This window comes from Limnothrix sp. FACHB-406 (assembly GCF_014698235.1).
Classification (GTDB): domain Bacteria; phylum Cyanobacteriota; class Cyanobacteriia; order CACIAM-69d; family CACIAM-69d; genus CACIAM-69d.
In genome coordinates this window covers 362,299-387,004 of the sequence record NZ_JACJSP010000003.1, presented here as the reverse complement: position 1 = coordinate 387,004, position 24,706 = coordinate 362,299, and the positions used below count along the sequence as shown (strand labels likewise).

Genomic DNA, 24,706 nt, shown 5'->3' with positions numbered 1-24,706 from the left:
TTTTGAAGCAGAAGAGTTGTTATCGATACGAAACATAAAGTATGTGTACTAATCCTGCATTTAGCGTGATACGAGCACTCTGAAGTTGCCGCATCACCAGAAGGGAGCCTTATACTGAAAAGTAGGTTTTCTTCTTAACCACATCCATGTCCCCCCTCACCAGCTCTTCATCCCAGCCATTGCCTGCAATTGGTGGCTACACAATCACGGAGCAACTGTATTGGGGATCGCGAACGGCCGTCTATCGAGCTGTCCAGGATGCGGATCAGCGATCGGTGGTGTTGAAAGTCTTGCTGTCGGGCTATCCCACCTTTGGCGAACTGGTGCAATTTCGGAACCAATACGCGATCGCCAAAAACCTCAATCTACCTGGCATCATTCATCCCCTGACTCTTCAGTCCTTGGGGAATGGCTATGTGCTCGTGATGGAAGAGTGGGGAGGGGTATCCCTTCATCAATACCTACAGCAGCACCAGCTTAATTGGGTCGAAGTGCTCAAGATTGCATTACAACTGACCACCATTCTGCACGATCTGCATCAGCAGCGCGTTATTCATAAAGATATTAAACCTGCCAATATTTTGATTGATCCCGAATCAAAAGAAATCAAATTAATTGACTTCAGTATTGCTTCTTTATTACCTAAAGAAACTCAAGAAATTCAAAATCCAAATATTTTAGAGGGAACTTTAGCCTATCTGGCTCCCGAGCAAACCGGGCGTATGAATCGTGGCATTGACTATCGAGCCGATTACTATGCCTTGGGGGTGACACTATATCAACTATTGACGGGTCAATTGCCTTTTGAGTCTGACGATCCCTTAGAGTTGTTGCATTGCCATATCGCCAAAACAGCACAGCCAGTGGATCAGGTAAATCCGTCAGTGCCTAAGATCGTAGGGGCGATCGTGGCCAAGCTGATGGCTAAAAACGCTGAGGATCGATATCAAAGTGCCCTGGGTCTTCAGCATGATTTGCAGCAATGCTTAAGCCAATGGGAAACAACAGGCGAAGTTACTGAGTTTGAATTGGGGCAACGGGATCTGAGCGATCGCTTCCTAATCCCTGAAAAGCTCTATGGTCGTGAAAGTGAAGTACAGATTTTGCTCAAGTCTTTTGAGCGAGTTTCCCAAGGTGCATCAGAACTGATGCTAGTGGCGGGATTTTCGGGGATTGGTAAGACTGCTGTGGTGAATGAAGTCCATAAGCCAATCACTCAGCAAAAAGGTTATTTCATTAAAGGGAAGTTTGACCAATTCAATCGTAACATTCCCTTATCTGCATTTGTGCAGGCTTTACGCGACTTGATGGGTCAATTGCTTTCAGAGTCCGATGCTCAACTCGCCCAGTGGAAGAATCGAATTCTAGAAGCAGTGGGTGACAATGGCGAAGTTTTGATTGAAGTCATTCCGGAGTTAGAGCAAGTTATTGGTCATCAACCAGCAGTCCCAGAACTGTCAGGAACCGCAGCCCAGAATCGATTTAATTTGCTATTCCAGAAATTCATTCAAGTTTTCACAACTGCCAATCATCCCTTGGTGATCTTTCTGGATGACTTGCAGTGGTCGGACTCTGCTTCGCTGCAATTGCTGAAAGTGCTCATGGAAAGCAGTGGCTATCTGCTGGTGTTGGGTGCTTATCGAGATAACGAAGTTTCACCGGGTCATCCCCTGATGTTGACCATCGGGGAGCTGAAAAAAGCGAGCTTGACCGTTAATACAATCACTTTGTTGCCACTGAGCCTAGAGCATACCAATTGCTTGGTAGCGGATACGTTGAAATGTAGCCAAGAGCTATCAAAGCCGCTGACTCAACTGGTTGATCGTAAAACCCAAGGGAATCCCTTCTTTACGACCCAATTTCTGAAGGCACTCCATGAAGATGGGTACATCGTTTTTGACCGTGACCAAGGCTATTGGCAGTGTGATATTGCCCAGGTCAATGCCCTGACGCTGACGGATGATGTGGTGGAATTTATGGCGTTGCAGTTGCGGAAACTGCCGACAGCGACGCAAGAGGTTTTGAAACTGGCGGCCTGCATTGGTAACCGGTTTGAGTTGGCAACCTTGGCAATTATTTTCCAGCAATCTCCAACTGCAACGGCGGCGGCCCTTTGGGGAGCACTGCAAGAGGGATTTATTTTACCCAATACTCAAATGTACAGTTTTTTTCACTCACAAGAAGCAAACGAAACTACCGAGAAAATACAGGCTAATCTTATTTATCGATTTTTGCATGATCGCGTGCAACAGGCTGCATACTCCCTCATTAGCTCTGATCAAAAAAAACTAATTCATTTAACTATTGGTCAACTATTGCAAGCCAAGTTATCAGCAACTGAAAGAAAAGCAAAGCTATTTGATATTGTTGGGCATCTCAACTTGGGACGAGAACTGCTCACAGACCAAGCAGAACTTCAAGCTTTAGCGCAAGCTAACTTAGGAGCTGCCCAGAAAGCTAAAAATTCTACAGCTTATGTCGCTGCCAAGAACTTTGTTCAAACTGGTTTGTTGTTGCTCACTAGTAACAGTTGGCATAACCAGTATGACTTAAGCCTTCAACTACATGTACTAGCAGCGGAGGTTGCCTATTTGGTTGGAGATTGGAAAAGTATGGAGAACTATAGCCAAGAAGTTTTAGATGCAGCAAAAACAGTCTTGGATAAAGTGGAGGTTTATGCCATTCAAATCAATGGACGAGCAGCTCAAAATCAAATGGCGGAAGCAATATCAGTTGGGTCTAATGCTTTGGCGCAACTAGGTGTTGAATTTTCCTCTCAGGGAGATCAGGTAATTGCTGAGAAAGCATTGCAAGACTTAGCCCTAAAACTTGAAGGCCAAGTGATTGAAGATTTGGCTAAGTTACCAGTAATGGTCAATTCGTATATGCTTGCAGCCCTGAAGTTACTTGGCATATTGTTTGTACCGGTAAAAGTATCGAACCCCACTTTATTGCCATTACTTTGTGCCAAAATGGTCAGCCTGTCGCTGCAGTTTGGCAATAGTTCAGTATCAGCAATCGGCTATATAGGCTACGGTTTGATTCTAACAACTTTATATAACGAAGCAGAGAAAGGTTATCAATTTGGAAAACTTGCCTTAGATTTGCTCGATCAGTTTTATTCTGCTGAAAATAAAGCTATGGTCTTACTGTTTTTTGGCGCTTTTATTCAACACCGTCGCCAATCTTTACAGTCCACAGTTCCATTACTCAAAGAAGGCTATTTCCTGCACTTAGAAACAGGTGGATTACTCTATGCAGGCTATAGCATTAATAACTGTCTCTATAATCAATTTTTTTCTGGTCTTTGCTTAGAATATATACAGCCTGAGACTGAAAAGTATGCTGACGCTCTATTTCAAATGAAGCAGTATAATCCTCTAATTTATACCAAAATTAAACAACAGATCCTTCATAATCTTATTGTCATCACTGATTGCCCAGACATGCTAATTGGTGATGTTAATGACGAAAAATCTTTATTTTCTCAATACATTCGAGATAATGAGTTAATGGCCCTGGCCTGGGCTTATGTTTGTAAGCTCATGCTTGCTTATATCTTTGGTCACTATGACCGTGCTCTTAGCTATATTGATAATGCTTCTCCATACTTAGATAGTATTGACGGGTTTATCTTGATTCCAATTTTTTATTTTTATGCTGGTTTAACCTATCTTAGGATTGCGGCAACTGAATCAAATTCAGAACGATTAAATACATGTGCTCTGGCAGAAAAACAACAGATAGCCTTATCCCGATGGGCAACCTCTGCACCCATGAATCATCAGCACAAAGTGAATTTGTTGGAAGCAGAAAAATACCGAGTTTTGGGTTCTTGCTATGAAGCAGGAGATTGGTACGATCTTGCTATCGCTGGTGCTAAAGAAAATAACTACCTCCAAGAAGAAGCTCTGGCCAATGAACTCGCGGCTCAGTTCTATCTCGATTGGGGTAAAACAAAAGTCGCCGCAGGTTATATGCAGGAAGCTTACTACTGCTATGCCCGTTGGGGAGCCAGAGCAAAAATCAACGACTTAGAAAAGCGTTACCCTCAATTACTGCAACCCATTGTCCAGGCAGCTAATCAACGCTTGACTGTTTTAGAAACCCTCTCAAGTATTACCACTTCTGCTCATTCAATTCATTCCACGCCGCACACAAATTCTTCTAGCGCTATCAACGAAACTCTAGATCTTGCTACTCTGTTGCAAATTTCTCAAGCCTTTGCTAGCACGATCGCCCTAGATGAACTCCTACGAATGCTGGCTCAGACGATGCTTGAGAACTCTGGTGCAGACCGATGTGCTTTGATGCTCTGCGAAGAGAATCAATGGCAAGTGCGAGTAATCGCAGACCTAGAGCGAGTAACTTTGCAGTCTGCATCGCTCGATAATAACCTAACGGTTCCTGTGAAGCTTATTCAATACGTGAAGAACACTGAAACGACGGTGATGGTTGATGATCTCAAAACTGATCTTCCAGTGATTGGTGATTACCTGAATCAGCATCAGCCGAAGAGTGTTCTATGTTTACCGATTCTCAATCAAGGAAAGCTACGAGCTATTTTGCATTTGGAAAATCACTCCACTAGCGGTGTATTTACGAATGATCGTATTGCAGTGCTCAACTTTCTTTGTACGCAAGCGGCCATTTCTTTGGAAAATGCCAGACTCTATCAAAAATCTCAACTTTATGCTCAGCAATTGGAACAATCCCAGTTGCAAATGGTGCAGAGCGAGAAAATGGCATCTTTGGGAAACTTAGTAGCGGGGGTTGCTCATGAAATTAACAACCCGATCGGTTTTCTGAACGGCAGCATCGATAATGCCAAAGAGCATGTACAGGACTTGCTTGAACATCTAGCTCTGTATCAGCAGCATTATCCTAGTCCCACTTCTCCGATTCAAGATCACGCTGAAGATATTGATTTGGAATATGTTTGCGAAGATTTGCCTCAGCTCCTGAATTCAATGCAAGGGGCAACCGATCGCATCAAGTCGATTAGCACCAGCCTGCGTACCTTCTCCCGTGCGGATACGGAGTATAAAGTCAGTGCCAACCTGCATGAAGGGATTGATAGCACGCTGCTGATTCTGAAATATCGGCTCAAGGCTAATGCTAATCGGCCGGCGATCGAGGTGATTACCAACTATGGTGAAATACCACCGATCGATTGCTTCCCGGGACAGCTCAACCAGGTATTTATGAACATCCTGGCTAATGCGATCGATATGTTTGATGAGTTAGCCCAGGGGCGATCGTTCAAGGAATTAGAAGCACATCCTCAACAGATCACCATCAGCACGACTCTGGTTGATGATCAGGTACAAATTACGATTCGGGATAATGGCAAGGGGATGAATGCAGAGGTGCAGTCAAGAATCTTTGACCATTTATTCACCACAAAATCCGTAGGTAAAGGCACAGGGTTGGGTCTCGCGATCGCCCAACAAATCGTAGTCGATAAACACGGTGGCAGTCTGACCGTTGAGTCAGAGCCAGGACAAGGCGCTGAATTTTTGATTCGACTGCCGATCGAGGGCTGAGCAGTTTGAACTGAGCCAGCCGCTGACGAGCACCGATCGACTGGCCCAACGATTTTGCGTGGCGGGTTAACAGCTTGGCCTAGAGAACCTGCGATCGCATCAGGGCCACGGGCAGACAGCGCACTTTCCCCGTGGTGGGGACATAGGCGCGTTTATTGAACACGTCGTAACCGTTGCGCTCGATCGAGTGCAAAATTCGGCTGTAGAGCATCAAAGCAGCCCAAACGGGCCAACGCGCATCGGGGTGAAGCAGGCGAATGCCCTTGGCGGCGCTGTCAAAAATGGTGCGGGCCCGCTGAATTTGGAACTGCATCAGGGCACGCCAGCGATCGTCAACCACACCGTTCATCAAGTCCTGCTCGGTGTAGCGGAATCGCTCCAAATCTTCTAAGGGCAGATAAATTCGGCCCCGGTGGCGGTCTTCGCCCACGTCTCGCAGGATGTTGGTGAGCTGGTTGGCAATGCCGAGGGCGATCGCCCGTTCCGTGGGGTCATCCGGGTTGCGATCGGGGCTGGTTTGCATTTGCAAAAACCCATCCCAAGGGGCGCGGGCCGGCTCGCTAGCCACCCCCAAAACCGGTGTGGTCATCAGGCCCACCGTGCCCGCCACGCGATAGCAATATAGCTCTAGCTCTTCGTAGGTCTCGTAGCGACTGCGATAGAGATCCATGCGCTGCCCGGCGATCATGTCGCGGAAGGGCTGAATATCTAGGTTGTAGCGCCCGATCGTGTCAACTAGGGCCACATCAGAATCATCCAGCGCATGGCCACCAAAAAGCTGTTCGAGTCGCCGTTCCCAATCGTCCAGGGTTTCCGGCGTGGTCAGTTTGGCCATGGGCCCATCGACCAGTTCATCAGTGCGCCGACACCAAACATAAATTGCCCAAATGGCCCGCCGCTTAGCCAACGGCATCAGCGCACTGCCCCAATAGAACGTTTTGGAGTACTTGGCTGTGACCTGGCGACACAACTCATAGGATTCTTCCAGGGTCGCCAGGGTGTTAGTGCGTGGCGGGTCAGGCAAGTGCAGCATGAAGACCGGCGGGGCTGGGAAAGGTCGATGGGTCAGTCAAAGGAGTGGCTTAGGCGGAAGCGGCCAGGGCCAAATCGCGATCGCGCTCAAGGCGCGCGGCATTGCGGACAATCGCTTGCGCTGTCAGCTTACCAGAAAGCACAGCCCCTTCCATGCTGCCTAGAAACTCTTGCATGGTGTAGCTACCGGACAGGAAAAAATTCCCGATCGAGGTTTCCTGTTGGGGGCGCAGGGCCTGGCATCCCGGCCGGGCCGTGTAGACCGATCGGGGCGTTTTTTTCACCTTGGCTTTGCGAACTTTTGCCTGGTGGGGAATGTGATCGGGGAACAGCTTAGCCAGCTCGTCCATGGTGGCAGCAATGATGTCTTCATCGGAGCGGCCGATCCAATCCTTGGCCGGAGCCAACACCAATTCCAGCATCGATCGATCCGGGTCTTCGTATTCCCGAGTGGTGCGGCTCATATCCGCATAAACACTGAGGATATCCGATCGGGAGAACAACAACTGGTCGATCGTCGGCAACTTGCAATCAAACCAAATTTGAACATTGATTACCGGCACACCTTCGAGGCCTTGCAGCTTCTCGAACTCCGGCACGGCTTTCCAAGCGTCCGGCATCATGATCTTTAAGGCATCCACCGACATGGCGGACACAAAAGCATCGGCCACAATTTCCTCATCGGGCGCGCCGTTTTGACCGCGCACAATGAAAGACTTCACCGATCGATCGCCATTCAAAACAATTTCCTTCAGCGGCGCTTGGGTGCGCACTTCTCCGCCCCGAGCCGTCACGTAGTCCACGATCGGCTGGCACAACCGCTCCGGCGGGGCCCCATCCAAAAAGGCCACCTTGGACCCATAGCGCTCTTGCAAAAACCGATTCAGCGCCGTCAGGGGAACCGTAGCCGACACATCCTCAGGATTAATAAACGTCAGGGCCTTGGAGGCGGCGATGAAAATGTCGGTGTTCACCTGCTCATCCACCCCCTGGAGCCGCAGCCATTCCAAGAGGCTGTACTTATCCATGGATTCCACGTACTGCTGACCCCGCACGATCGCCGGCAACAGCCCGATCGCGAACCGAATTTTTTGCTCCCAGGTCAGCATGTCGTTATTCCGCAGAATCGACATGATCACATTAAACGGGGCGGGAATGTCCGGCACATCAAACCAAGACAGGGTTCCCGGCTTCTCCGGTTGGTTAAACACCAGGGCGTGGCGCTTCCATTGCAGGCGATCGAGAATGTCCAGCTCGCCCATCAGTTGCTTCATGTTGTGATAAGCACCGAAAAAGGCGTGCAGCCCCGTTTCCAGCCAATCACCATCCTCATCTTGCCAAGCGGCCACCAAACCACCCAACACGGCCTCGCGTTCCAACACGATCGGCTGGTGTCCCGCATCGACCAAATATTTGGCACAGGCCAGGCCCGCTAGGCCGCCACCGGCGATTGCAACTCGCATGGATTTCAACAGTCCTACTCGCTAGGGGTAAACAACGGAAGCCACAGGGCTGATGGGGGTGGAAACCGCCCGATCGCGCTTGAAATGCGATGGGTGTTGGATTCCCTTGAATAATTCTTAAGAATTAATTTTTCAGAGCTATTATACGTTGCAATTCGTTACATTTGGGGCAAATCAGAAGATGGTCATCCCCAGGCCACTTCCCGATCGAGCCAGGCCAGAGGCCCAAGCCCCCAATCCATCAAGGTTAAGCGGCGTTTCGTCAAGCTTTTAAGACTTAACCCGCTCTTGACCGACCTGCTTTCGACCCGGCACACCACCACAGAAGTAGGGCCAAAATCCTAAGAACCGCTGGCGCTGTCGGAAACAGGCTCGGGAATTTGCACCTTTTGGCCAAATTTAGGTTCTGTTCCCTTCAACAGGCGGCTGATGTTGGTCTTGTGTCGCGCAATCACAAACACCGTAATCGCCAAGCCAAATAAGCAGTAGGGCAAGGGATTTTGCAAAGACAGCATCAACACGCTGACCATGATTGCCCCGACGATCGACCCGAGGGACACATATCGCCAAATGGCCAGCACCACACAGAAGGCCGCGAACCCGCCCAAGCCCACTTGCCAAGACAGGGCTAACAACGTGCCCAGGCTGGTGGCGACGGATTTGCCGCCCTGGAAATTCAGCCACAGGGATTTGCTGTGGCCAATCACGGCGGTGAGGCCGGCGACCACTTCTAACCAGGGCTTGATTGCCAGCCAGTTGGGATCAACGATGAGGTCGCTAGTCCAAAGGGCGCGCACCAGTCCAATGGCGATCGCCCCTTTCAGGATGTCGAAGATAAAGACGGTGATCCCGGCTGGTTTGCCCACGGTGCGCATCACGTTGGTGGCCCCGGTGGAGCCGGAACCATATTGGCGGATGTCGATGCCTTTGAGCCAGCGCCCGGCTAGGTATCCAGCGGGGATGGAGCCGAGCAGGTAGGCCAAAACGAGTAATCCTAGTGCGATCGCAACAGCCATAGTTTCCAGTCCGCCAACGCCAAGCTGAATTCAACGCCACTTTATCAGCATCCCGGCCGCTAGGCTTCGGCAACTGAGGGCGGTTGCGCTTAGGGATTGCGGCGGCGGGGTGGGGGATGGGCTGGCCCTGACCGGGGGGCGGGTTGGCGGGCGGCTTCCAGTTGGGCGGCTTTGTCGCTGAGGCGGCGGGCTTCGTCGTGGTTGCCGAGGTTGCGCTCCATCGCGGCCCAAGCTCGCCAGATCGGTGCATTCTCTGGATCAACTTGGGTGGATTTCTGGAACAAGGCCCGAGCCTCTTGATGATTTTGAATGTTTCGCTCCATCACCGCCCAGGCTTGCCAGGCCGGCGCGTGGTTCCGAAATCGTTTCCAACAAACGCGCCGGAAACCCCAAATCGAACGTGTGCAACGCCGCCACCAACTGACAAGCCCGCACCACTCTTTCGCCAAATCGATCCGCCAAGTCGTTCAGGGTTTTTTGGACATAGCTAGTCAGGCTTTCGTTGTATTTGGCCTCCAGCAACATCACCAACAACTGACGATCGGCCCCCTGCCGAAACTTGGCCGCCCGGGCCGCGGGCGACAAATTCGCCAATTTGCCCAACTCGCCCGCTCGCTCATAGGCCGCCAAAAAGCGATCGATTTCCGCGTCGCTGACTCGATCGATCTCGAAGCGCTGAATCTGGGCGATCGACTGGGGAAGCTGCCGACCCCCGAGCCACAGCTCTCGCCGCACCCCCAACACCAACAACAACCCCGCCCCAACCTGGTGAAGCGATCGCACCTGCTGCTCCAACCCCTCCAAGTCCAGCGCATGGGCATCGTCAATGATCACCACCACCCGCCGATCGGTCTTCAGGGTGGCCAGCGCCGTCAAATCCAACGCCACCTGATTGCGCTGATTGGGTTCGTGCCACAACACCCGATCGCCCCGATCGTGCAACTCCGCCGCCAACCGCATCAACAGAGTGCTTTTGCCATCGCCCGATCGGCCCAACACCAGCGCGATCGGCAACGCCCCACCCAACGCCGCCCGCGATTCCACAAAGTCTTGGAGATCTTTGAGGCGATCGCGCTTCACGTCATAGCCCGCCGCAATGTCCGCCCACTGGGGCAACGTACCGTTATAAAACGCTTGACTGGTGTGGTTGGCCACCGTCGCCCGCGCTTGCTCCAGGAGCGATCGCACCGTCGGATAACCAGGAATCTCTGCTGGAGGCGGGAGCGTTGTTGAAGAACTGGGGATTTCCGCTGGAGGTGGAGCAACCGGCCGAGTCCGTTCCGAAAACTCCATTCGCAAAATTACGAGAACTGCTTGTCGTTTGCCTCTGCCAACAATTTGCTTAAGGTTGGGATAGAAGTCGGCTAAGCGCCTATACACATTGGTCATGTGATTCTTAAACGTGTTTTCGCCAATGTCCAGAGAGATAGAAGCCTGGACACGCGAATCGCTGCGCTTCTGTTCGGCAAACTGAACGAGAAATGCTGCCTTTTGCTCAGGTGTGAGACCGTAGTAATCAGCCTGCTCGCTTAAAAATTGGCTCCAAGTTATGGCGGGGGTGGGAGAGCGTGGCGATTCCATGTTGGGCGATCAATAGCTGTAGCTGTTCCTGGTCGGTAGACCAAGAGGGGACTAAACCAGACTAAGACGGGACTTGTGGGGGACTTGGGCGCTGATTACCAATTTGAGAATGGTTGCGTAGTCAATGATTCAAGGTTTTCACCATGAATTCGCAACCCCAAACTAACACCATTCAAACGACCCAAGAAACGATCGCCCAGCCCGCCCAACTCGACCCGATCTTGTCCCTCCCGATCGCCCAAAATGCCCCAAGCTGGCTGATCGCCCTGCTGACGGTTTGCGTCATCGTGGGCCGGCTCGAAAAGAGCCTGCGGTGGTCGTTGTTGCTGCTGCGCCAAGCCCGTCAGTGGCGCAACCCCAAACAGAGCCAACGCCGCCAAAACCAGCCACCCACAACCTAGACCGCGAGCGCTGATCTTCCCAACCCAAAGTCGTGGCATGTCCGCAGGGGCGTACCTCGGTACGCCCTCCAACCGGATCGATCGCTCTCTCAGTCCGGCTGCATCATTGATCACACCAGCGCCCGGCAGACAGGTCAAAAAAATTGCCAACCCTGACTTAAACCCCCGATCGCCCTGATCCTCGTCTTTGGCTGGGCAGCGACAGCCCAAAGCCACCACAAATCATCCTCAAAATTCAGACGATCGAACGCCAGCCAACCTAAAAATGGCGGATCACTTTCGATCGTCAACGGGAGTCGATCGCGGATCGCTTCCAGCAACAGGCAAAGTTAGTCTTTATTAAAGGCCTTTCAGTCCAAAATTCTGACCTCAAGCATCATTTTCTCTTCAGAAATGTCAATGTAAAATAAAATACAATTATCAAAAATGACTTAAAACAAAGAAAAAATATTGACTCTTGAGATTTCTGGGAGTTTTATGAGTTTCAACAATTGAATCATTCGCATTTAAGCATCAAATAAAAACAAATCAAATTGAAATTCACAAGAAAATATTCTTGATTTTCGGCTCGGATTGAATAATGAAAATTACAACAAAAAGAAAAATTAATTTGATTGACAATTGGAATTAATTGAAATTTTCTGTAAAAAATTGTATTGCAAATGTTTAAAAATGAAATGATTTATTTTTAAGAGAATTGTTGCCAATTTTTAATTGCGTGTTTATACGGAATTGTTCAGAAAAATGAAAAAATTAACATTAACTTCTCTCAAATTTCAATTAGCTTGAGGCACAATTCGTAGAGTTCAATTGGAAAGTCTGATCAACCCTCCAATTAAGCTGGAGATTGTACAACATGTCAGTAGATTGGAAAGTGAACAGTGCAGACACCGCTGCTCAAGCAATGGGTGGTGAGGTTCTTGATCTCAGCAACGAATTTCGCGACGACTACCATGTCTTGGTCTACCGATGTCCCGATGGGCGGGTGATTGTATTTGAAGATTGGTGGTTTCGCGTCAGTGAATTTGCGAATGAGGAAACTTTCCAAAAGGCCCTTGCGGGGGGAAATGAAGATTACCCGTTTGATTTGGAATTAGCCAATAAGCAGATTCGTTTGGAGTAGATCAAGGCGATCGAGATCAGCAATGGGCTAATTCAAGGGTGATGGCTAAATTTCCCAAGAACGCAGGTTAGCCACTCAAGCAAGATTCCAATTGAGAACCCATCAACAGACTCCTTAGCCCCATTAGCTCGATCGACTCGATCGACCGAATCAGTTGCCTGGTGTTTCCCTAGGGTTGCAGTGCTTTTTGGAGAAGTGATTTGTGAAGAATCAAAAGATTGTTGAAGCGATGCCTGGCTACCGCTGGGAAATTGATGGAGCCAATTTCGTTAAGGTCGTCTATCGTCAAGATTCAGACCTGGTTGTTTTTGCTGATCAGGGCATTTGCCACTATCGGTTTGAGGACGATGGTGAGCGGTTGATGGAGTTTTTGGACGCACAATCGCTGGTGGATGTGGGCACGGTCACGGATGGTGGTTGGCTGGATGTCACGCCCAGTGTTGTGATTCCCTGGAGTTCAACCGCAGAAACAACCAACACAACAGCAGATTCTTCTACCTCAGCACCGTCCACCCCAGGAAAGGCCTACACCTTTCGGGTACTGAACAACGACGGCACTGAGTTTGGCAAAGGGTGCTTTACCCTAGGGGATGGCAGTGAGTCTTCGGCGGAATATCGCCGGGGCAGTGCGGAAACCTTGACGGCGTTTTGGTATCGCGACCCGATCGTCGGTGTGTTGGATCTCAGCGCTCTGTTGAGCTTGAGTTTCAGCGATCGGGCAGGCGAGCAACAGTTCCAGTTCAATGCCTGGGCCCAGCCAGACTTTGATCGGGGCTTGGTGGCCGGTGGTGCAACGCCGGAGCAACTGGGTCATGTGTCTGCGCACCGGGGGGCGACGGAAGACGGAAGCTGTCAAGGACGCAAGTTGGAGTGGGTGGCGATCGGGCAGCCCACGATCGAGGTCATCGAAGAAGATGGCGTGACGATCCCGCTAGTGGACTTGGTGGTGGCGATCGACTCCAGCGTTTCCATGAAGGACGAAGCGGTGGCGCTGGATGCGGCCGTTTCCGCCGCGATCGAGGCGGCCCGGGCCCATTGCCCCTCTGACTTGCGAGTGGTCTATCTGGGCATTGAAGGCACGTTCCGAGACACCCGTTTTAATCAATCCATTCGCAAATACCTGACCACAACGGCCAACGCGGCGGAGGCCGAGTTACGGGGTCGCCAACGCGGCACGGTGGCCGGCGGTGGGGCCCAAGAAGACGGCGCAAGGGCGATCGAGGATCTGAGTCGCCATTTTGACTGGCGGCCGGGGGCTGGGCGGGCCCTGTTCTTCCTGGGCGATGAGTCCTTGGATGGCGGGAACCAGGATGCCAAGCAAGATCAAGGAGACATCGAAGCCGCTAACCTCGCGATCGCGGTGGCCAAGGAAGCTGGCGTGCGGGTGCATACCTATCTTGGAACTTCCTCGGTGAAAGACAAAGTGCGCCGGGAAATTGAAGGGGAATACGCCAGGGTGGCTCGGGAAACGGGCGGTCAATCCTTCACCTCCCAGGATGCGCTGCGGGGCTTCCAAGCCCTGTTGCAAGACGTGATTTGCGGCAGCAAGCCCGCACCGCGCCGCATTGAACATCCCTTCTGTTGCTGCCAGGCCTACGTTGAATCCTAGGGGTTCACCAGTCAGCGGCCTGCCCAACGTTTCACGATCACCAAGCCCAAACCTCACAGGAATTTGCTGCTATGCCTCAGGTCACGAGTTTTGTTTTTCACACCTTGAATCCGGATGGTTCGGTTTATGGCCGGGGCTGTTTTGCCTATGAAGGGCCGCCGGACGGGGTTGATATTCAATACAACTTCGGCACGTCGGCCGGCGGAACGGCGAATAAGATGCTGTCGTTTTGGTATAGCGACCCGGTGACGGGCACGCTGGATATCAGCGCACTGATTAATTTCAACTGGACGAATGGTTGGCAGGGGGCCCACTATCGGTTTGATTTCAACCTCTGGAACCATCCCTACAACAGCCACGGCATGACCGCTGGCCAAGCCCAACCGAACCGCCTGGGCCCCATTTCCGGTCACCGGGGCAATGGGGATGTTTCAACCCAAAAGCGGCTGCAATGGCCCACCTTGGCTCCGGCCACCATGACCGGCCAGGGCGGCTCCGCCACGCCGGTTCCCGCACCGGCCCCCGTGTCAACGCCCTCGCCCACGGAGGTCTTGACAATTCCCAAGGTGGATCTGGTGGTGGTGATCGATTCCAGCGTGTCGATGAAGGATGAGGCGACGGCCCTGAGTGAGGCGGTAGGCGCGGCGATCGAGGCGGCCAAAACCAGTTGCCCTTCTGATTTGCGGGTGACCTATTTGGGAATTGAGGGGGTGTTTAAGGGAACGCGGTTCGATCGCACCGTGCGCAATTACCTGACGGAAACGGCCAAGGTGTCGGAATCGGCGCTGAAGGGCCGCAAGGTGGGCACGGTGGCCGGCGGCGGGGCCCAAGAGGACGGCGCAAGGGCGATCGAAGATGTGTCCCTGAATTTTGACTGGCGATCGGCCGCATCGCGGGCCGTCTTCTTCCTGGGCGATGAGTCCTTGGAAGGGGGCAACGAGAACGCCAAGCAGGATCAGGCAGACATCGAAGCCGCCAACCGGGCGATCGCCACGGCCAAGCAAACCAAGGTGAAAGTCCACACCTATTTGGGGACTTCCGGTGTGAAGGCCAGTGTGAAAAAAGAAATCGAGGGTGAATATGCCCGTGTGGCTAAGGAAACCGGCGGGCAGGGTTTCACTTCGCAAGATGCCCTGAGCGGTTTCACGGGGCTGCTGCAAAAGGTAATCTGCGGCAGCAAGACGGTGATTCCCACCCCTGCGCCAACCCCTACGCCAACGCCTGCGCCGGCCGCGCAACCCTTCTGTTGCTGCCAGGCGTTTGTGGAAGGCAAGTAGTTCCTGTGATGCTTGCGATTCCCGTTGCCACCCACCAGCGGGCGATCGGGGCGTGAGCGAACTAATCCGTTCAGGTTGATGACGAATTGAGCACAAAGCATGGGGGTTGATCGCCCGATCGACCCCCACTTTCCTTTGCGTATTTGTTGGGATTTTTTGTTGAGATCTTGAGGTTGATCCCTATCCCTGGGCTGGCCGTGCTGTCTAAGCTCGCGAGCCGATCGCCTTGTGGAAGGCCGGCCGCTCACTCAGTCGTTTCAGGTAAGCGCCCAGCGCTGGATAGGGCGACAGATCCATCTTCAGCATCATGGGGATGTAGGCCAAAATTGACCCCAGGGCCACATCGGCCACCCCGAAAGTTTCACCCGTGATATAGGACGACTGGCTCAACAGCTCGTTGATGCCGCCCAGCAAGCGCGGAGCTTCCCGATCGCGGTTGGCTTCCACAAAAATTCCGGTGGCAACGGTGGAATTGGCAAACAGCGTCCATTGTTGATCCACTGCTCGCTGCTCCGTGGATTTTTCGGGGCCGTACTTCGCATCCAAGTAGAGCAAAATCGCACCGGATTCCCACAATTTGAAGTCGTCATCTTCAATGGCTGGCACTTTGCCAAAGGGGTTAATCTCCGTCAGCGGTGGTTGGCGGTGTTCGCCGGCCTGCATGTCCAGCAAAATGAACTCGTAGTCTAGGCCCAACTCTTCGAGGTACCACTGCACGATCGAGGCCCGGCTGCGCGCACCGCCATAAAGCTTAATAGCCATTGGATTTCAGTCCCAGTTTTGATTAATTTGCTCAGACTGAAATTTTAATCATTAACGCAGGGCCCTAACCGAACCCCCTGCCCTCAAGAATTAGCGAGTGCCCGTGCCTTGGGTGCGGCTGGGGCCACCGTTGTCGGGAGGCGTGGGCTGGGCGGCTGAGGCGCTTTGGGGCGCAACGGCCGCCACCAGCGCGGCATCGATCGAATGGCCATCGATCGGTTGCATCACGGCGGCCGAACCCAGAATTACGCCCACGAGGGTCAAGCTTTGGCCAATGCGGGTGCAAGTTTGAAGCGCGGTCATGATTCAAGCCCCTGATGCGAGTCGTGAAGGTCAGCCAGGGTCGCGATTGGATTGCGTCGCGCTCCTGATGACTCTTACTGTCGTGGGCGTTGCAAATCCGGAGAGGGGCAGCCGTGAAACTACGGAGGCTGGCCGATCGCCCGATCGCTGAAAGGCTGATCCTCTCGTTGGCGGTGGCGGCGATTCAGCGTCCAGTTTTGTAACTGGTTTTTAACCATCTCCGCTCTAGGAACCTCCCTTGGAACCGGGGCAGCCTGATATCCAGACCAACTCAAACAAAAGGGGCTGCCAGGGCGATCGCCTAGCAGCCCCCAGCCCCCGAACGGGGCCGGTTTAGAGAGAAGAGGGCGGAATCACCTGCAAGGCCGATCGCACCACATCCGGCGTTTGATCCAGCACCACCCCCAACAGGGCCCCGGTGGAGGTACGGCTGATGATGGCATCGGCGGCTCCGCTGTTGTCCACATTGCCAGCGGTCACCGTCACATCAGCAATGGCGAAATCTGCCGCCAACAGCACCACATCTCCTTGGCTCACGCTGAGATCCGTAATTCGATCGACCGTTTGCACCCCGGCTCCGGCCACGGCTTCCTCAGCTCGCAGCACAAACAAATCTCGGCCCGCACCCCCCGTCAGCACATCCGTGCCAAAGTCGCCGGACAACACATCATCCCCATCACCACCCAAGAGCGTGTCGTTCTCCCGACCACCCCGCAGGATGTCATTGCCATCGCCGCCCACCAGGGAATCGTTGCCCCGGTTGCCGCTCAGCAGATCATTGCCCAAGCCGCCATCCAGCACATCATTATCAGCACCGCCATTGAGCACATCGTTGGCATCGTTGCCCAACAACAGATCATTGCCCGCATTGCCAAACAGCACATCCACATCACTGGAACCAGTCACGGTGTCATTGCCCCCCAAGGCCCGCACCCCGCTGGGATATTCACTGAGACTGTTGACGGGGATAACGCGGTTATCGCTGTCGTTGGTCAAGTCCAGAAATTTGGGCCCCGCCAACAAGTTCACGCTGTTGCGGGTGAGGAAGCTGCGTACCTCGTTGCCGGACACTGCACCCACAAACTGATCCGTTGCGCGGCCGCTTTGCACCAAGCGCACATCGGGGGTCGATCGCACCCCCGCCTGTTGCACCAATCCCACCTCCTGTTGGGTGTTCACCTTGGCCAAAACCACGTCGTAGTTTTTAACGATCTCTTCTAGAACCGGGCTGAGCTGTTGGCAGGCGCTGCAAGTGGGCGAGGAAAAGTACAGAACCACCGGCTTCTCGCTGGATTTGCTCACCACCTCGGTCTGAAAATTTTGGGCTGTGATATCAACTTTGGAACTCATGGTTTAGACCTTTTATCTGGATAACCATCAATCATTTGTCTTCACGACTATGCCCTAAGTCATCGGGAAAATCTCCCATGGAAAGGGCCGCCTCCCGTCCTATGATGAAATCCGTTCAACCCTCCCGACATTTGACCGACCCGTGACCCAGACCTATCGCATTGCGCTGCTGCCCGGTGATGGCATTGGCCCCGAAATTACCCGCGTTGCTGTTCAGGTGCTCGAAACCGTCGCCCAAAAGATTGGGGTGACCTTTGAATTCACCGAAGCGCCGATCGGGGGCTGCGCGATCGACCAAACCGGCGAACCCTTGCCCGCCAGCACCCTGGAAATTTGCCGTAACAGTGACTCGGTGTTGTTGGCGGCGATCGGCGGCTACAAGTGGGACAGCCTGCCCAATGCCCAACGGCCCGAGCGCGGCCTGCTGGGGCTGCGGGCCGGTTTGGGTCTGTTTGCCAATCTGCGGCCGGCAACGATTTTGCCCCAGTTGGTGGATGCCTCGACCCTGAAGCGGGAAGTCGTCGAAGGTACGGACATCATGGTGGTGCGCGAGCTGACCGGCGGCATTTACTTTGGGCAACCGCGCGGCATCTTTGAGGGCGAAAACGGCGAAAAGCGCGGTGTCAACACGATGGTTTACTCCGAAAGCGAGGTCGATCGAATCGCCCGCGTGGCCTTTGAAACCGCCAAGCGTCGGGGCAGCAAGCTTTGCTCGGTGGATAAGTCGAACGTGTTGGAAGTGTCGCAACTGTGGCGCGATCGGGTGACGGCCGTGGCTGCGGACTATCCCGATGTGGAGTTGTCTCATCTCTATGTGGACAATGCGGCGATGCAGTTAGTTCGCGCCCCGAAACAGTTCGATACGATCGTCACGGGCAACCTGTTTGGCGACATTCTTTCGGATGCGGCGGCGATGTTGACCGGCAGTATCGGCATGTTGCCCTCGGCCAGCTTGGGCGAACCGGGTACGCCGGGTGTGTTTGAGCCGGTGCATGGTTCCGCGCCGGACATTGCGGGCCAAGATAAGGCGAATCCGTTGGCCCATGTGTTGAGCGCGGCGATGATGTTGCGCTACGGGTTGGATCTTCCGGAGGGCGCTGACCGGATTGAAAAAGCTGTGAATGAAGTGCTCGATCGGGGTTTCCGCACGGGTGACATCATGTCCGAAGGCAAAACCCTGGTGGGTTGCACGGCCATGGGTGAGGCCCTGATCGCGGTGTTGAACGAGGCGTAGGCGCATTGAACCGGAGGGCGCATCGGGCGTATCGAACCGGAGGGCGCATCGGGCGCATCGAACCGGAGGGCGTATCGGGCGTATCGAACCGGAGGGCGCACTGCCGTGCGCCCCTACAGACCGGAAATATTGGGTAGGGGCGCACCGCTGTGCGCCCAAATCCAGGATCTTGGCAAAAATCCCTTAATTTCGGTTGATTGGGTGGCAAAAACGGGCAAACAACGATTAGATGCGCTGTTGGTGAGTCGCGGGTTGTGCGAGTCGCGCCAGTTGGCTCAGCGCTGGATTCGGGCCGGCGAAGTGCGGGTCGATCGCGCCTGCATCGACAAGCCCGGAACCCTAATCGCCGAAGATGCCGAAATTGAAGTGGCGGCCCGATCGCGCTTTGTGTCCCGGGGTGGCGAGAAGTTGATCCACGCCCTGGAGGCCTTCCCGATCGATCCCACGGGTCGAGTTTGCTTGGATGGCGGCATTTCCACGGGCGGCTTCACCGATTGCCTGTTGCAGGCGGGTGCGGCCAAGGTCTATGGCGTGGATGTGGGCTATGGGCAGGTGGCCTGGAGCCTGCGCCAGGATCCGCGAGTGGTGTTGCGCGAACGCACGAATCTGCGCCACCTGACCCCGGCGGAGCTGTACGGCCCCGATGATCCGATGCCCGATTTGGGTGTGGCGGATGTGTCGTTCATTTCCCTAACGAAGGTGTTGCCGGCCCTGTGGGCGCTGTTGCAACCGCCGCGCGAGGTGATTTTGCTGGTGAAGCCGCAATTTGAAGTGGGGCGCGATCGCCTGGGCAAAAACGGCGTGGTGCGCAATCCGCGCGATCGGGCTGAGGCGATCGCCACGGTTTGGCAAGGGGCTGAGGCGATCGGGTGGCACTACGGCGGCCTGGTGCGATCGCCCATTACGGGCCCGGCGGGCAATGTGGAATTTTTACTTTGGTTGCGTGACGCGGAAATTGCGGGGCGATCGGCTCCCGATTTGGCGGAATTTTTGGCCGTGGTGCAAATGGCCGACAACTGAGCAAACAACTAAGCCAAAACCAATCCAATCAAGTTAGATCAAGAATTCTGTCCCAAAATCCTGTCCGAGAGTCCGGATCGGAATGCACAGCGGTGCGCCCCGATCCATCATCCCGTCCCATCATTTTGGACTGAGCAACAACGCTGATTGTTCAAGGTTTTGCAGGACTTTGCAGGGCTGTTCAGGGCTTTCAGGGGGCGATCGATCGCAACCAGAGCGCCCCTGAATCGGTCATTGGCATCACATCCCCCCTTTGAGCCAGAGGGTAAGCAGCCACATAATACTTTGTAAAGTCTTCCTACCGATTTGCTAAGGAAGTCAGAGGGTGATTACGAATTCTGGAGTAACCACTGAGCATGAAGGTTCCAGAATTGAATATTGCGTACCGATCGTGATCGATCAGCCCTGGTAGGCTCTGTAATTGCTGAGGCCTGATGCGTAAAGCATGGGCAATGGTTGGGGATCTCTAGCAGAATTACTTCCACGCGATCCGCTGATCCCACAAAATTCAGAGAAATTCCTTCAAGAAACCTTCAAGGATCTGATCAAATTTTTGATCGCAAACTAACAGCAGTAGTCTCAAAGTTGCCCCTCTGGGAGATGAGAAAGGCATGATGAAGTTGACCCAAATCCGAACCGTCATCGGCGAATGACTGCCAATTTCAGACTTGCCTACAATCGGATTGAGGCCAAGGCAAAGGGTCGATCGACTCGTTGCTTGGAGGCATCCAAGTTAATGGATCCGTCGCGAAAGGAGTTGTTCCTCTAAGTCGGCAATCCGATTGTAGGCAGCAGTTAATTGAGCCATTAACCGTTGCACTTGAATTTCCGGCGTGAGTTCCTTGTCACCCGCGCGATCGCTCGGTTCCCGATAGCTATCATCGATCAGAATATCTTTATATTCAGCATTCAGATCAGCCATGGAATGGAGGATAGGGCTGGGGGAATCAACCAAGGCTGCACCCCGTTGAAGAATCTGAGCCATTGGTTCATGTAAGGACGATGACTCTTCGGAAGAAACACGACTTGCTAAGCGTCCCAAGAGTGTTTCAATCGACTGATGTAGCGCATCGAGCTTGTGGTTGAGGAGTGTAATTTGATCTTGCAATGGTTCCATAGGAGGTCAGCGCATGGTTTTAGATTGCACTGGCGGAGGCTTGTGTTTTTATCGTAAATAACCCATCCTCAAAAGTTCAGCAATCGCTGAATCATTTAACGATTATCCGCATGGTAGATTGTGCAGGATATTGTTGTTTTGGAAAGTGTTTCGCATTTTTCCAAAGAATGATCTTTTAGAAAAATATGCACAAAAAACTTGTCAAAACTTTATAAAACTTCAAATATCGAGAGTTGATCGCTAAAATGACCTGGCAAAACACTGCGCAATAAATTCGCGATGAATTCGCGATGAATTCGCCATTAACGGACAAGCGACGCGCAAGTCGCATCAATTTCGCATTAATTTCGCATCAATTAAGGCAATCTAGGCGGCCATGGCTTTGCAAAATCCCGAGGCAAGGGCGGAGTTGAAGGGGAATCGATCGCCCGGAATGGCGGTGGATCTGGAGCCTCGGTGGGGGCGGCGGCAGTGGTTGCTCGGCACGGGGGCGATCGCGGCGGGCCTGTTGCTGGGGGGCTGTGGACGGCGCAATCCCAATGATTTGACCGTGCTGGCGATCGAAAATACGGTTCCTGCCCAACTGCTCCAAGCCTTTCAGCGGCTGGCGAATGCGCAGGGAGCCACCCGAGGCATTCACCTGACTTTGTTGGATCAGGCGGAATTATTGATGCAACAGTTGCAAGACTGGCAGCGGGATCCGGCGGGAACCACCATGGGTCAAGGTGATTGGCGATCGTGGATTCCGTTTTTGCGGCCGGCAGGGGCGGGGCCGGTGGGATTAACGGGATTGCTGGGCCATGAATGGCTGGCGGGGGCAGTGCGGCGCGGTTGGATCCAACCCTGGCCCGATCGCCCGGCGGGGGTAACTTTGGGCGATCGCTGGCAGTCCGTCATCCAACTCAATCGCCAAGGATTACCCGATCGCGCCGGATCCCTGTGGGGAATTCCCTACCGTTGGGGAACGACGGTGTTGGTTTACCGGCCCGATCGGTTTGCGGCCTTGGGATGGGAACCCCAGGATTGGGCGGACTTGTGGCGGCCGGAGCTGCGGGGCAAGGTGGTGCTGCTCGATCGGCCTCGGGAGGTGATTGGTCTGGCTCTGAAGCGACTGGGGCGATCGTATAACGAAGCTCAACCCCAGTCCGTAACCGGCTTGACCGCTGCTTTGGCGGCCCTCAATCAACAGGCCCTGATCTATGCCACTCAGGATTATTTGCAGCCGTTGCTGTTGGGGGATGCTTGGGTGGCAGTGGGTTGGTCCCATGAGGTGGTGACGGCCCTGGCTCGCCAACGGAGTTTGCGGGCGGTGGTTCCCCAGTCGGGCACGGCCCTTTGGGCGGATCTGTGGGTGCGGCCGGTTCATGCGGCTCCGGAATCGCTGGATTTGGCGACCCTGTGGGCCAGTCTTGCTTGGCGATCGGACATTGCCCAAGGGTTGGCCGGGTGGTTGGATGCGGCTCCGGCTCCTTGGCTGGAGGGCGATCGCACGGCTATGACAGCCAGCGTTCAGCGGGATGTGTTGCTGCCGACACCTGAGCAGCTCGATCGCTGCGAACTGTTGCAACCGTTGCCGGCCGAGTCGCTACGGCAATATCAAGACCTGTGGGTGGCGATGCGTCGATCGGTTGCTTAAGCAATCTCAGGCTCAGCCCAGCGGCCCGAACCGGTTGGGATCGGCTCAAACCCAAGCTCAAACCCAGACAGCTTCCCTATACTGGGAACAGCACTGAGCAAAACCGCAAAAGACCCAGAGCGGCTGATTTATAGACCTATGGCTTCTGTGCCCGCGATCGAATCTGGCTTGTTAGAAGCCGTTGAGCAACTGAACTACCGTGTCACCGTGGCCGATGTGGCTGCCCAAGCGGGTTTGGATTTAAACCTGGCGGAACGGGGGCTGATGGTGTTGGCGACTTCGGCCGGCGGTAACCTACAGGTGGCCGAGTCCGGTGACGTGGTTTACGTCTTTTCCCGCGACTTTCGCGACATTCTGCGCAACAAGTTCTGGCAACTCCAACTTCAGGAAACCTGGGCCAAGATTTGGAAAGTCCTGTTTTATCTGATTCGGCTTTCCGTTGGCATTGTGCTGTTGCTGTTGATTGTGGCAGTGGTGGCGGCGATCGTGGTGGCTTTGGTGGCCCTCAGCAGTTCTCGGGACAGCGATAGTGATAGTGGTGGTGGCGGCGATTCGCGGGGGTCTGGCTCCAGCTCGGGCAGTTGGAATATTGGTTTCCCGATCGGGGGTGGCTACTACGGCTGGTCCGATTGGATTTGGATCTGGTGGCCCGACTACGACAACTACGCTTACCAACGGCGACGGGAAAAGCCCGATCTCAACTTTTTAGAGGCGATCTATTCCTTTCTGTTTGGGGATGGCAACCCGAATTTGTATTTGGAAAAGGAACGTTGGCAACTGATTGCCCAAGTGATTCGCCAAAACCAAGGGGCGGTGGTGGTGGAACAGGTGGCTCCCTATCTGGAACTGCCCGATCGGGCAATGCCCAAGGCCCAAGACCTGGATGAAGATTGGATGTTGCCAGTTTTGGTGCGGTTTAATGGCCATCCCCAGGTGACCGATCGCGGCGAAATTATCTATCAGTTTCCCGACTTACAAACCACCGTGCAGGATTTGGCCGATCTGCCCGAAACCCTGCCGCGATTCCAGTCGGAGCGTATCTATAACTTCAGTCGCGCTAGCTCGGGGCAACGGGCTGGGGCGATCGCCCTCGGGGTGGCGCTGTTGGTGTTGTCCTTGGTGTTAGGGGGGCTGATTGCGGCGGGGGATGCGGCAACCTTTGGCAAGGCCTATGGGTTCTTGCGCTTTACCTGCCTGTTGGGATTGGGCTACAGCGGCGCATTTCTGAGCATTCCGGCGGTTCGCTGGTGGGTGATTTCGGGGCGCAATCGGGCGATCGAGCGGCGCAACCAGCAGCGCAGTGCCCTGGCGGATTTGGTGACCCATCCCGATCCAGACTTGGCTCACAAGCTGGCTGCCCGACAACAACTGACCCAAGCCCGCAACCAAATCACCGATCGGGATTTGACCTACACCACAGAAATGGACGTGACGGAGCAAGAAGCCCTGAACCCGGAAGCGGTCGATCGGGCCTGGCAACAGCGGCTGAACTCCGCTGGCTCTGCGGACTAGGCAGGGGGCAGGGATTGGGGTTTAGATTTCGGGTTTGGACTTTGGATATTAGGTCGCCGTGTTTTATCTGGGTACTGACTTGGTTTATATCCCCCGCATCCGAGCAGCCCTCGATCGATTCGGGGGCCGCTTTCTGCAACGGGTCTATACTCCCCAGGAACAGCGAACTTGTTGGCGATCACTGGCTCGATCGATCCCCTGGGAAACCCTCAGTCCCGAAACTCTGCTGAACGACCACCTCACGCCCGATGTGGTGAACCGGTTGGCGGGCCGCTGGGCTGCCAAAGAAGCCGTGGTCAAGGCCCTGGGCACAGGCTGGCATGGAGTGGGTTACAAGGATGTGGAAATTACCCGCCGGGCCACGGGCGAACCGGGCGTTTGTTTGCGTGGCCGGGCCCTGGTCGCCCTCGATCGCCGCTGTACCCTCCATTGCCAAACCCATCCCGTCGCTGCCAGTGCTGGGCCCGAAGCCCATTGGCAAGTCAGTTTCAGCCACGATCGGGACTATGCCACCGCTTCCGCCATTCTGGTTTGTGGATCGGGGTCTGACTCTTTGGGCCCAGCTCCCAAGGCAACCCGCACAGGATCGGATGTTGAATGTTGAATATTGGATTAGGTATTGGATCAGAGATTGAATTGGGCGCTGTCTCTGGGGGTGAAAATTTGGGGTGGAATTCGACGGATCCTGAGAAAGTTAGCCCGCCGTAACATTTCCCTGAGACCG

Annotated in this window: 19 protein-coding genes; 10 read left to right on the top strand and 9 right to left on the bottom strand. The window is 53.9% G+C overall.

Annotated elements, in window-relative coordinates; all coding sequences use genetic code 11:
- The first annotated feature begins 146 nt into the window (after positions 1-146).
- Entirely contained in the window at positions 147-5,546 is a 5,400-nt protein-coding gene (locus H6G53_RS05130) for an ATP-binding sensor histidine kinase (protein WP_190531246.1), read from the top strand.
- A 79-nt stretch (positions 5,547-5,625) separates the two neighbouring features.
- Here H6G53_RS05130 and H6G53_RS05125 read toward each other — a convergent pair whose 3' ends face one another.
- The 5 genes from H6G53_RS05125 to H6G53_RS05110 form a co-directional block, all read right to left on the bottom strand.
- Positions 5,626-6,579, bottom strand: a complete 954-nt coding sequence (locus tag H6G53_RS05125) for a phytoene synthase (protein ID WP_099533555.1) — start codon at positions 6,577-6,579, stop codon at positions 5,626-5,628.
- Between the two features lie 49 nt (positions 6,580-6,628).
- Positions 6,629-8,041, bottom strand: coding sequence for a 15-cis-phytoene desaturase (gene pds / locus H6G53_RS05120; RefSeq protein WP_190531244.1), 1,413 nt, complete (start codon positions 8,039-8,041; stop codon positions 6,629-6,631).
- 341 nt (positions 8,042-8,382) lie between these two features.
- Complete coding sequence (gene plsY, locus H6G53_RS05115; RefSeq protein WP_190531242.1) at positions 8,383-9,057, bottom strand: glycerol-3-phosphate 1-O-acyltransferase PlsY; 675 nt, start codon at positions 9,055-9,057, stop codon at positions 8,383-8,385.
- An 89-nt stretch (positions 9,058-9,146) separates the two neighbouring features.
- The gene (locus tag H6G53_RS18925; protein WP_255512336.1) at positions 9,147-9,278 is read right to left on the bottom strand and encodes a hypothetical protein; all 132 of its coding nucleotides are present in this window, start codon (positions 9,276-9,278) and stop codon (positions 9,147-9,149) included.
- Between the two features lie 37 nt (positions 9,279-9,315).
- The gene (locus tag H6G53_RS05110; RefSeq protein ID WP_190531240.1) at positions 9,316-10,638 is read right to left on the bottom strand and encodes an ATP-binding protein; all 1,323 of its coding nucleotides are present in this window, start codon (positions 10,636-10,638) and stop codon (positions 9,316-9,318) included.
- 143 nt (positions 10,639-10,781) lie between these two features.
- Between H6G53_RS05110 and H6G53_RS05105 the strand changes: the two genes are divergently transcribed.
- From H6G53_RS05105 to H6G53_RS05090, 4 genes are all read left to right on the top strand, one after another.
- Complete coding sequence (locus tag H6G53_RS05105; RefSeq protein ID WP_143473044.1) at positions 10,782-11,039, top strand: hypothetical protein; 258 nt, start codon at positions 10,782-10,784, stop codon at positions 11,037-11,039.
- Between the two features lie 856 nt (positions 11,040-11,895).
- The gene (locus tag H6G53_RS05100) at positions 11,896-12,162 is read left to right on the top strand and encodes a hypothetical protein (RefSeq protein WP_099533617.1); all 267 of its coding nucleotides are present in this window, start codon (positions 11,896-11,898) and stop codon (positions 12,160-12,162) included.
- A 202-nt stretch (positions 12,163-12,364) separates the two neighbouring features.
- Positions 12,365-13,771 (top strand): hypothetical protein, encoded by a 1,407-nt coding sequence (locus H6G53_RS05095; RefSeq protein WP_190531238.1) that lies wholly within the window; start codon positions 12,365-12,367, stop codon positions 13,769-13,771.
- A gap of 71 nt (positions 13,772-13,842) precedes the next feature.
- Complete coding sequence (locus tag H6G53_RS05090) at positions 13,843-15,048, top strand: VWA domain-containing protein (RefSeq protein WP_190531236.1); 1,206 nt, start codon at positions 13,843-13,845, stop codon at positions 15,046-15,048.
- A gap of 204 nt (positions 15,049-15,252) precedes the next feature.
- Here H6G53_RS05090 and H6G53_RS05085 read toward each other — a convergent pair whose 3' ends face one another.
- The 3 genes from H6G53_RS05085 to H6G53_RS05075 all read right to left on the bottom strand — a co-directional run bounded on the left by H6G53_RS05085 (position 15,253) and on the right by H6G53_RS05075 (position 17,463).
- Positions 15,253-15,810 (bottom strand): glutathione S-transferase family protein, encoded by a 558-nt coding sequence (locus H6G53_RS05085; protein ID WP_190531234.1) that lies wholly within the window; start codon positions 15,808-15,810, stop codon positions 15,253-15,255.
- 90 nt (positions 15,811-15,900) lie between these two features.
- Positions 15,901-16,113 carry a hypothetical protein gene (locus H6G53_RS05080; protein WP_099533621.1) on the bottom strand — a complete coding sequence of 71 codons (213 nt, stop codon included), beginning with the start codon at positions 16,111-16,113 and terminating at the stop codon, positions 15,901-15,903.
- Positions 16,114-16,446: 333 nt separating this feature from the next.
- Positions 16,447-17,463 carry a thioredoxin domain-containing protein gene (locus tag H6G53_RS05075; protein WP_190531232.1) on the bottom strand — a complete coding sequence of 339 codons (1,017 nt, stop codon included), beginning with the start codon at positions 17,461-17,463 and terminating at the stop codon, positions 16,447-16,449.
- Between the two features lie 142 nt (positions 17,464-17,605).
- On the opposite strand from H6G53_RS05075, the gene leuB reads away from it, so the two are divergent.
- A complete protein-coding gene (gene leuB, locus H6G53_RS05070; protein WP_190531230.1) occupies positions 17,606-18,697 on the top strand; it encodes a 3-isopropylmalate dehydrogenase in 1,092 nt (363 codons plus the stop codon).
- Between the two features lie 201 nt (positions 18,698-18,898).
- The gene (locus tag H6G53_RS05065) at positions 18,899-19,717 is read left to right on the top strand and encodes a TlyA family rRNA (cytidine-2'-O)-methyltransferase (protein ID WP_190531308.1); all 819 of its coding nucleotides are present in this window, start codon (positions 18,899-18,901) and stop codon (positions 19,715-19,717) included.
- A 733-nt stretch (positions 19,718-20,450) separates the two neighbouring features.
- On the opposite strand, the gene H6G53_RS05060 is transcribed toward H6G53_RS05065, so the two are convergent.
- Positions 20,451-20,834: a hypothetical protein gene (locus H6G53_RS05060; protein ID WP_099533624.1), complete on the bottom strand. Its 384-nt coding sequence runs from the start codon at positions 20,832-20,834 to the stop codon at positions 20,451-20,453.
- 376 nt (positions 20,835-21,210) lie between these two features.
- Here H6G53_RS05060 and H6G53_RS05055 point away from each other — a divergent pair, with 376 nt between their 5' ends.
- The 3 genes from H6G53_RS05055 (at position 21,211) to H6G53_RS05045 (ending at position 24,586) form a co-directional block, all read left to right on the top strand.
- Positions 21,211-22,470 carry an extracellular solute-binding protein gene (locus H6G53_RS05055; protein WP_190531229.1) on the top strand — a complete coding sequence of 420 codons (1,260 nt, stop codon included), beginning with the start codon at positions 21,211-21,213 and terminating at the stop codon, positions 22,468-22,470.
- A 138-nt stretch (positions 22,471-22,608) separates the two neighbouring features.
- Positions 22,609-23,982, top strand: a complete 1,374-nt coding sequence (locus tag H6G53_RS05050; RefSeq protein WP_190531227.1) for a hypothetical protein — start codon at positions 22,609-22,611, stop codon at positions 23,980-23,982.
- A 58-nt stretch (positions 23,983-24,040) separates the two neighbouring features.
- On the top strand, positions 24,041-24,586 hold the full coding sequence (locus H6G53_RS05045) for a 4'-phosphopantetheinyl transferase superfamily protein (RefSeq protein WP_190531225.1): 546 nt from the start codon (positions 24,041-24,043) through the stop codon (positions 24,584-24,586).
- Positions 24,587-24,706: the final 120 nt, after the last annotated feature.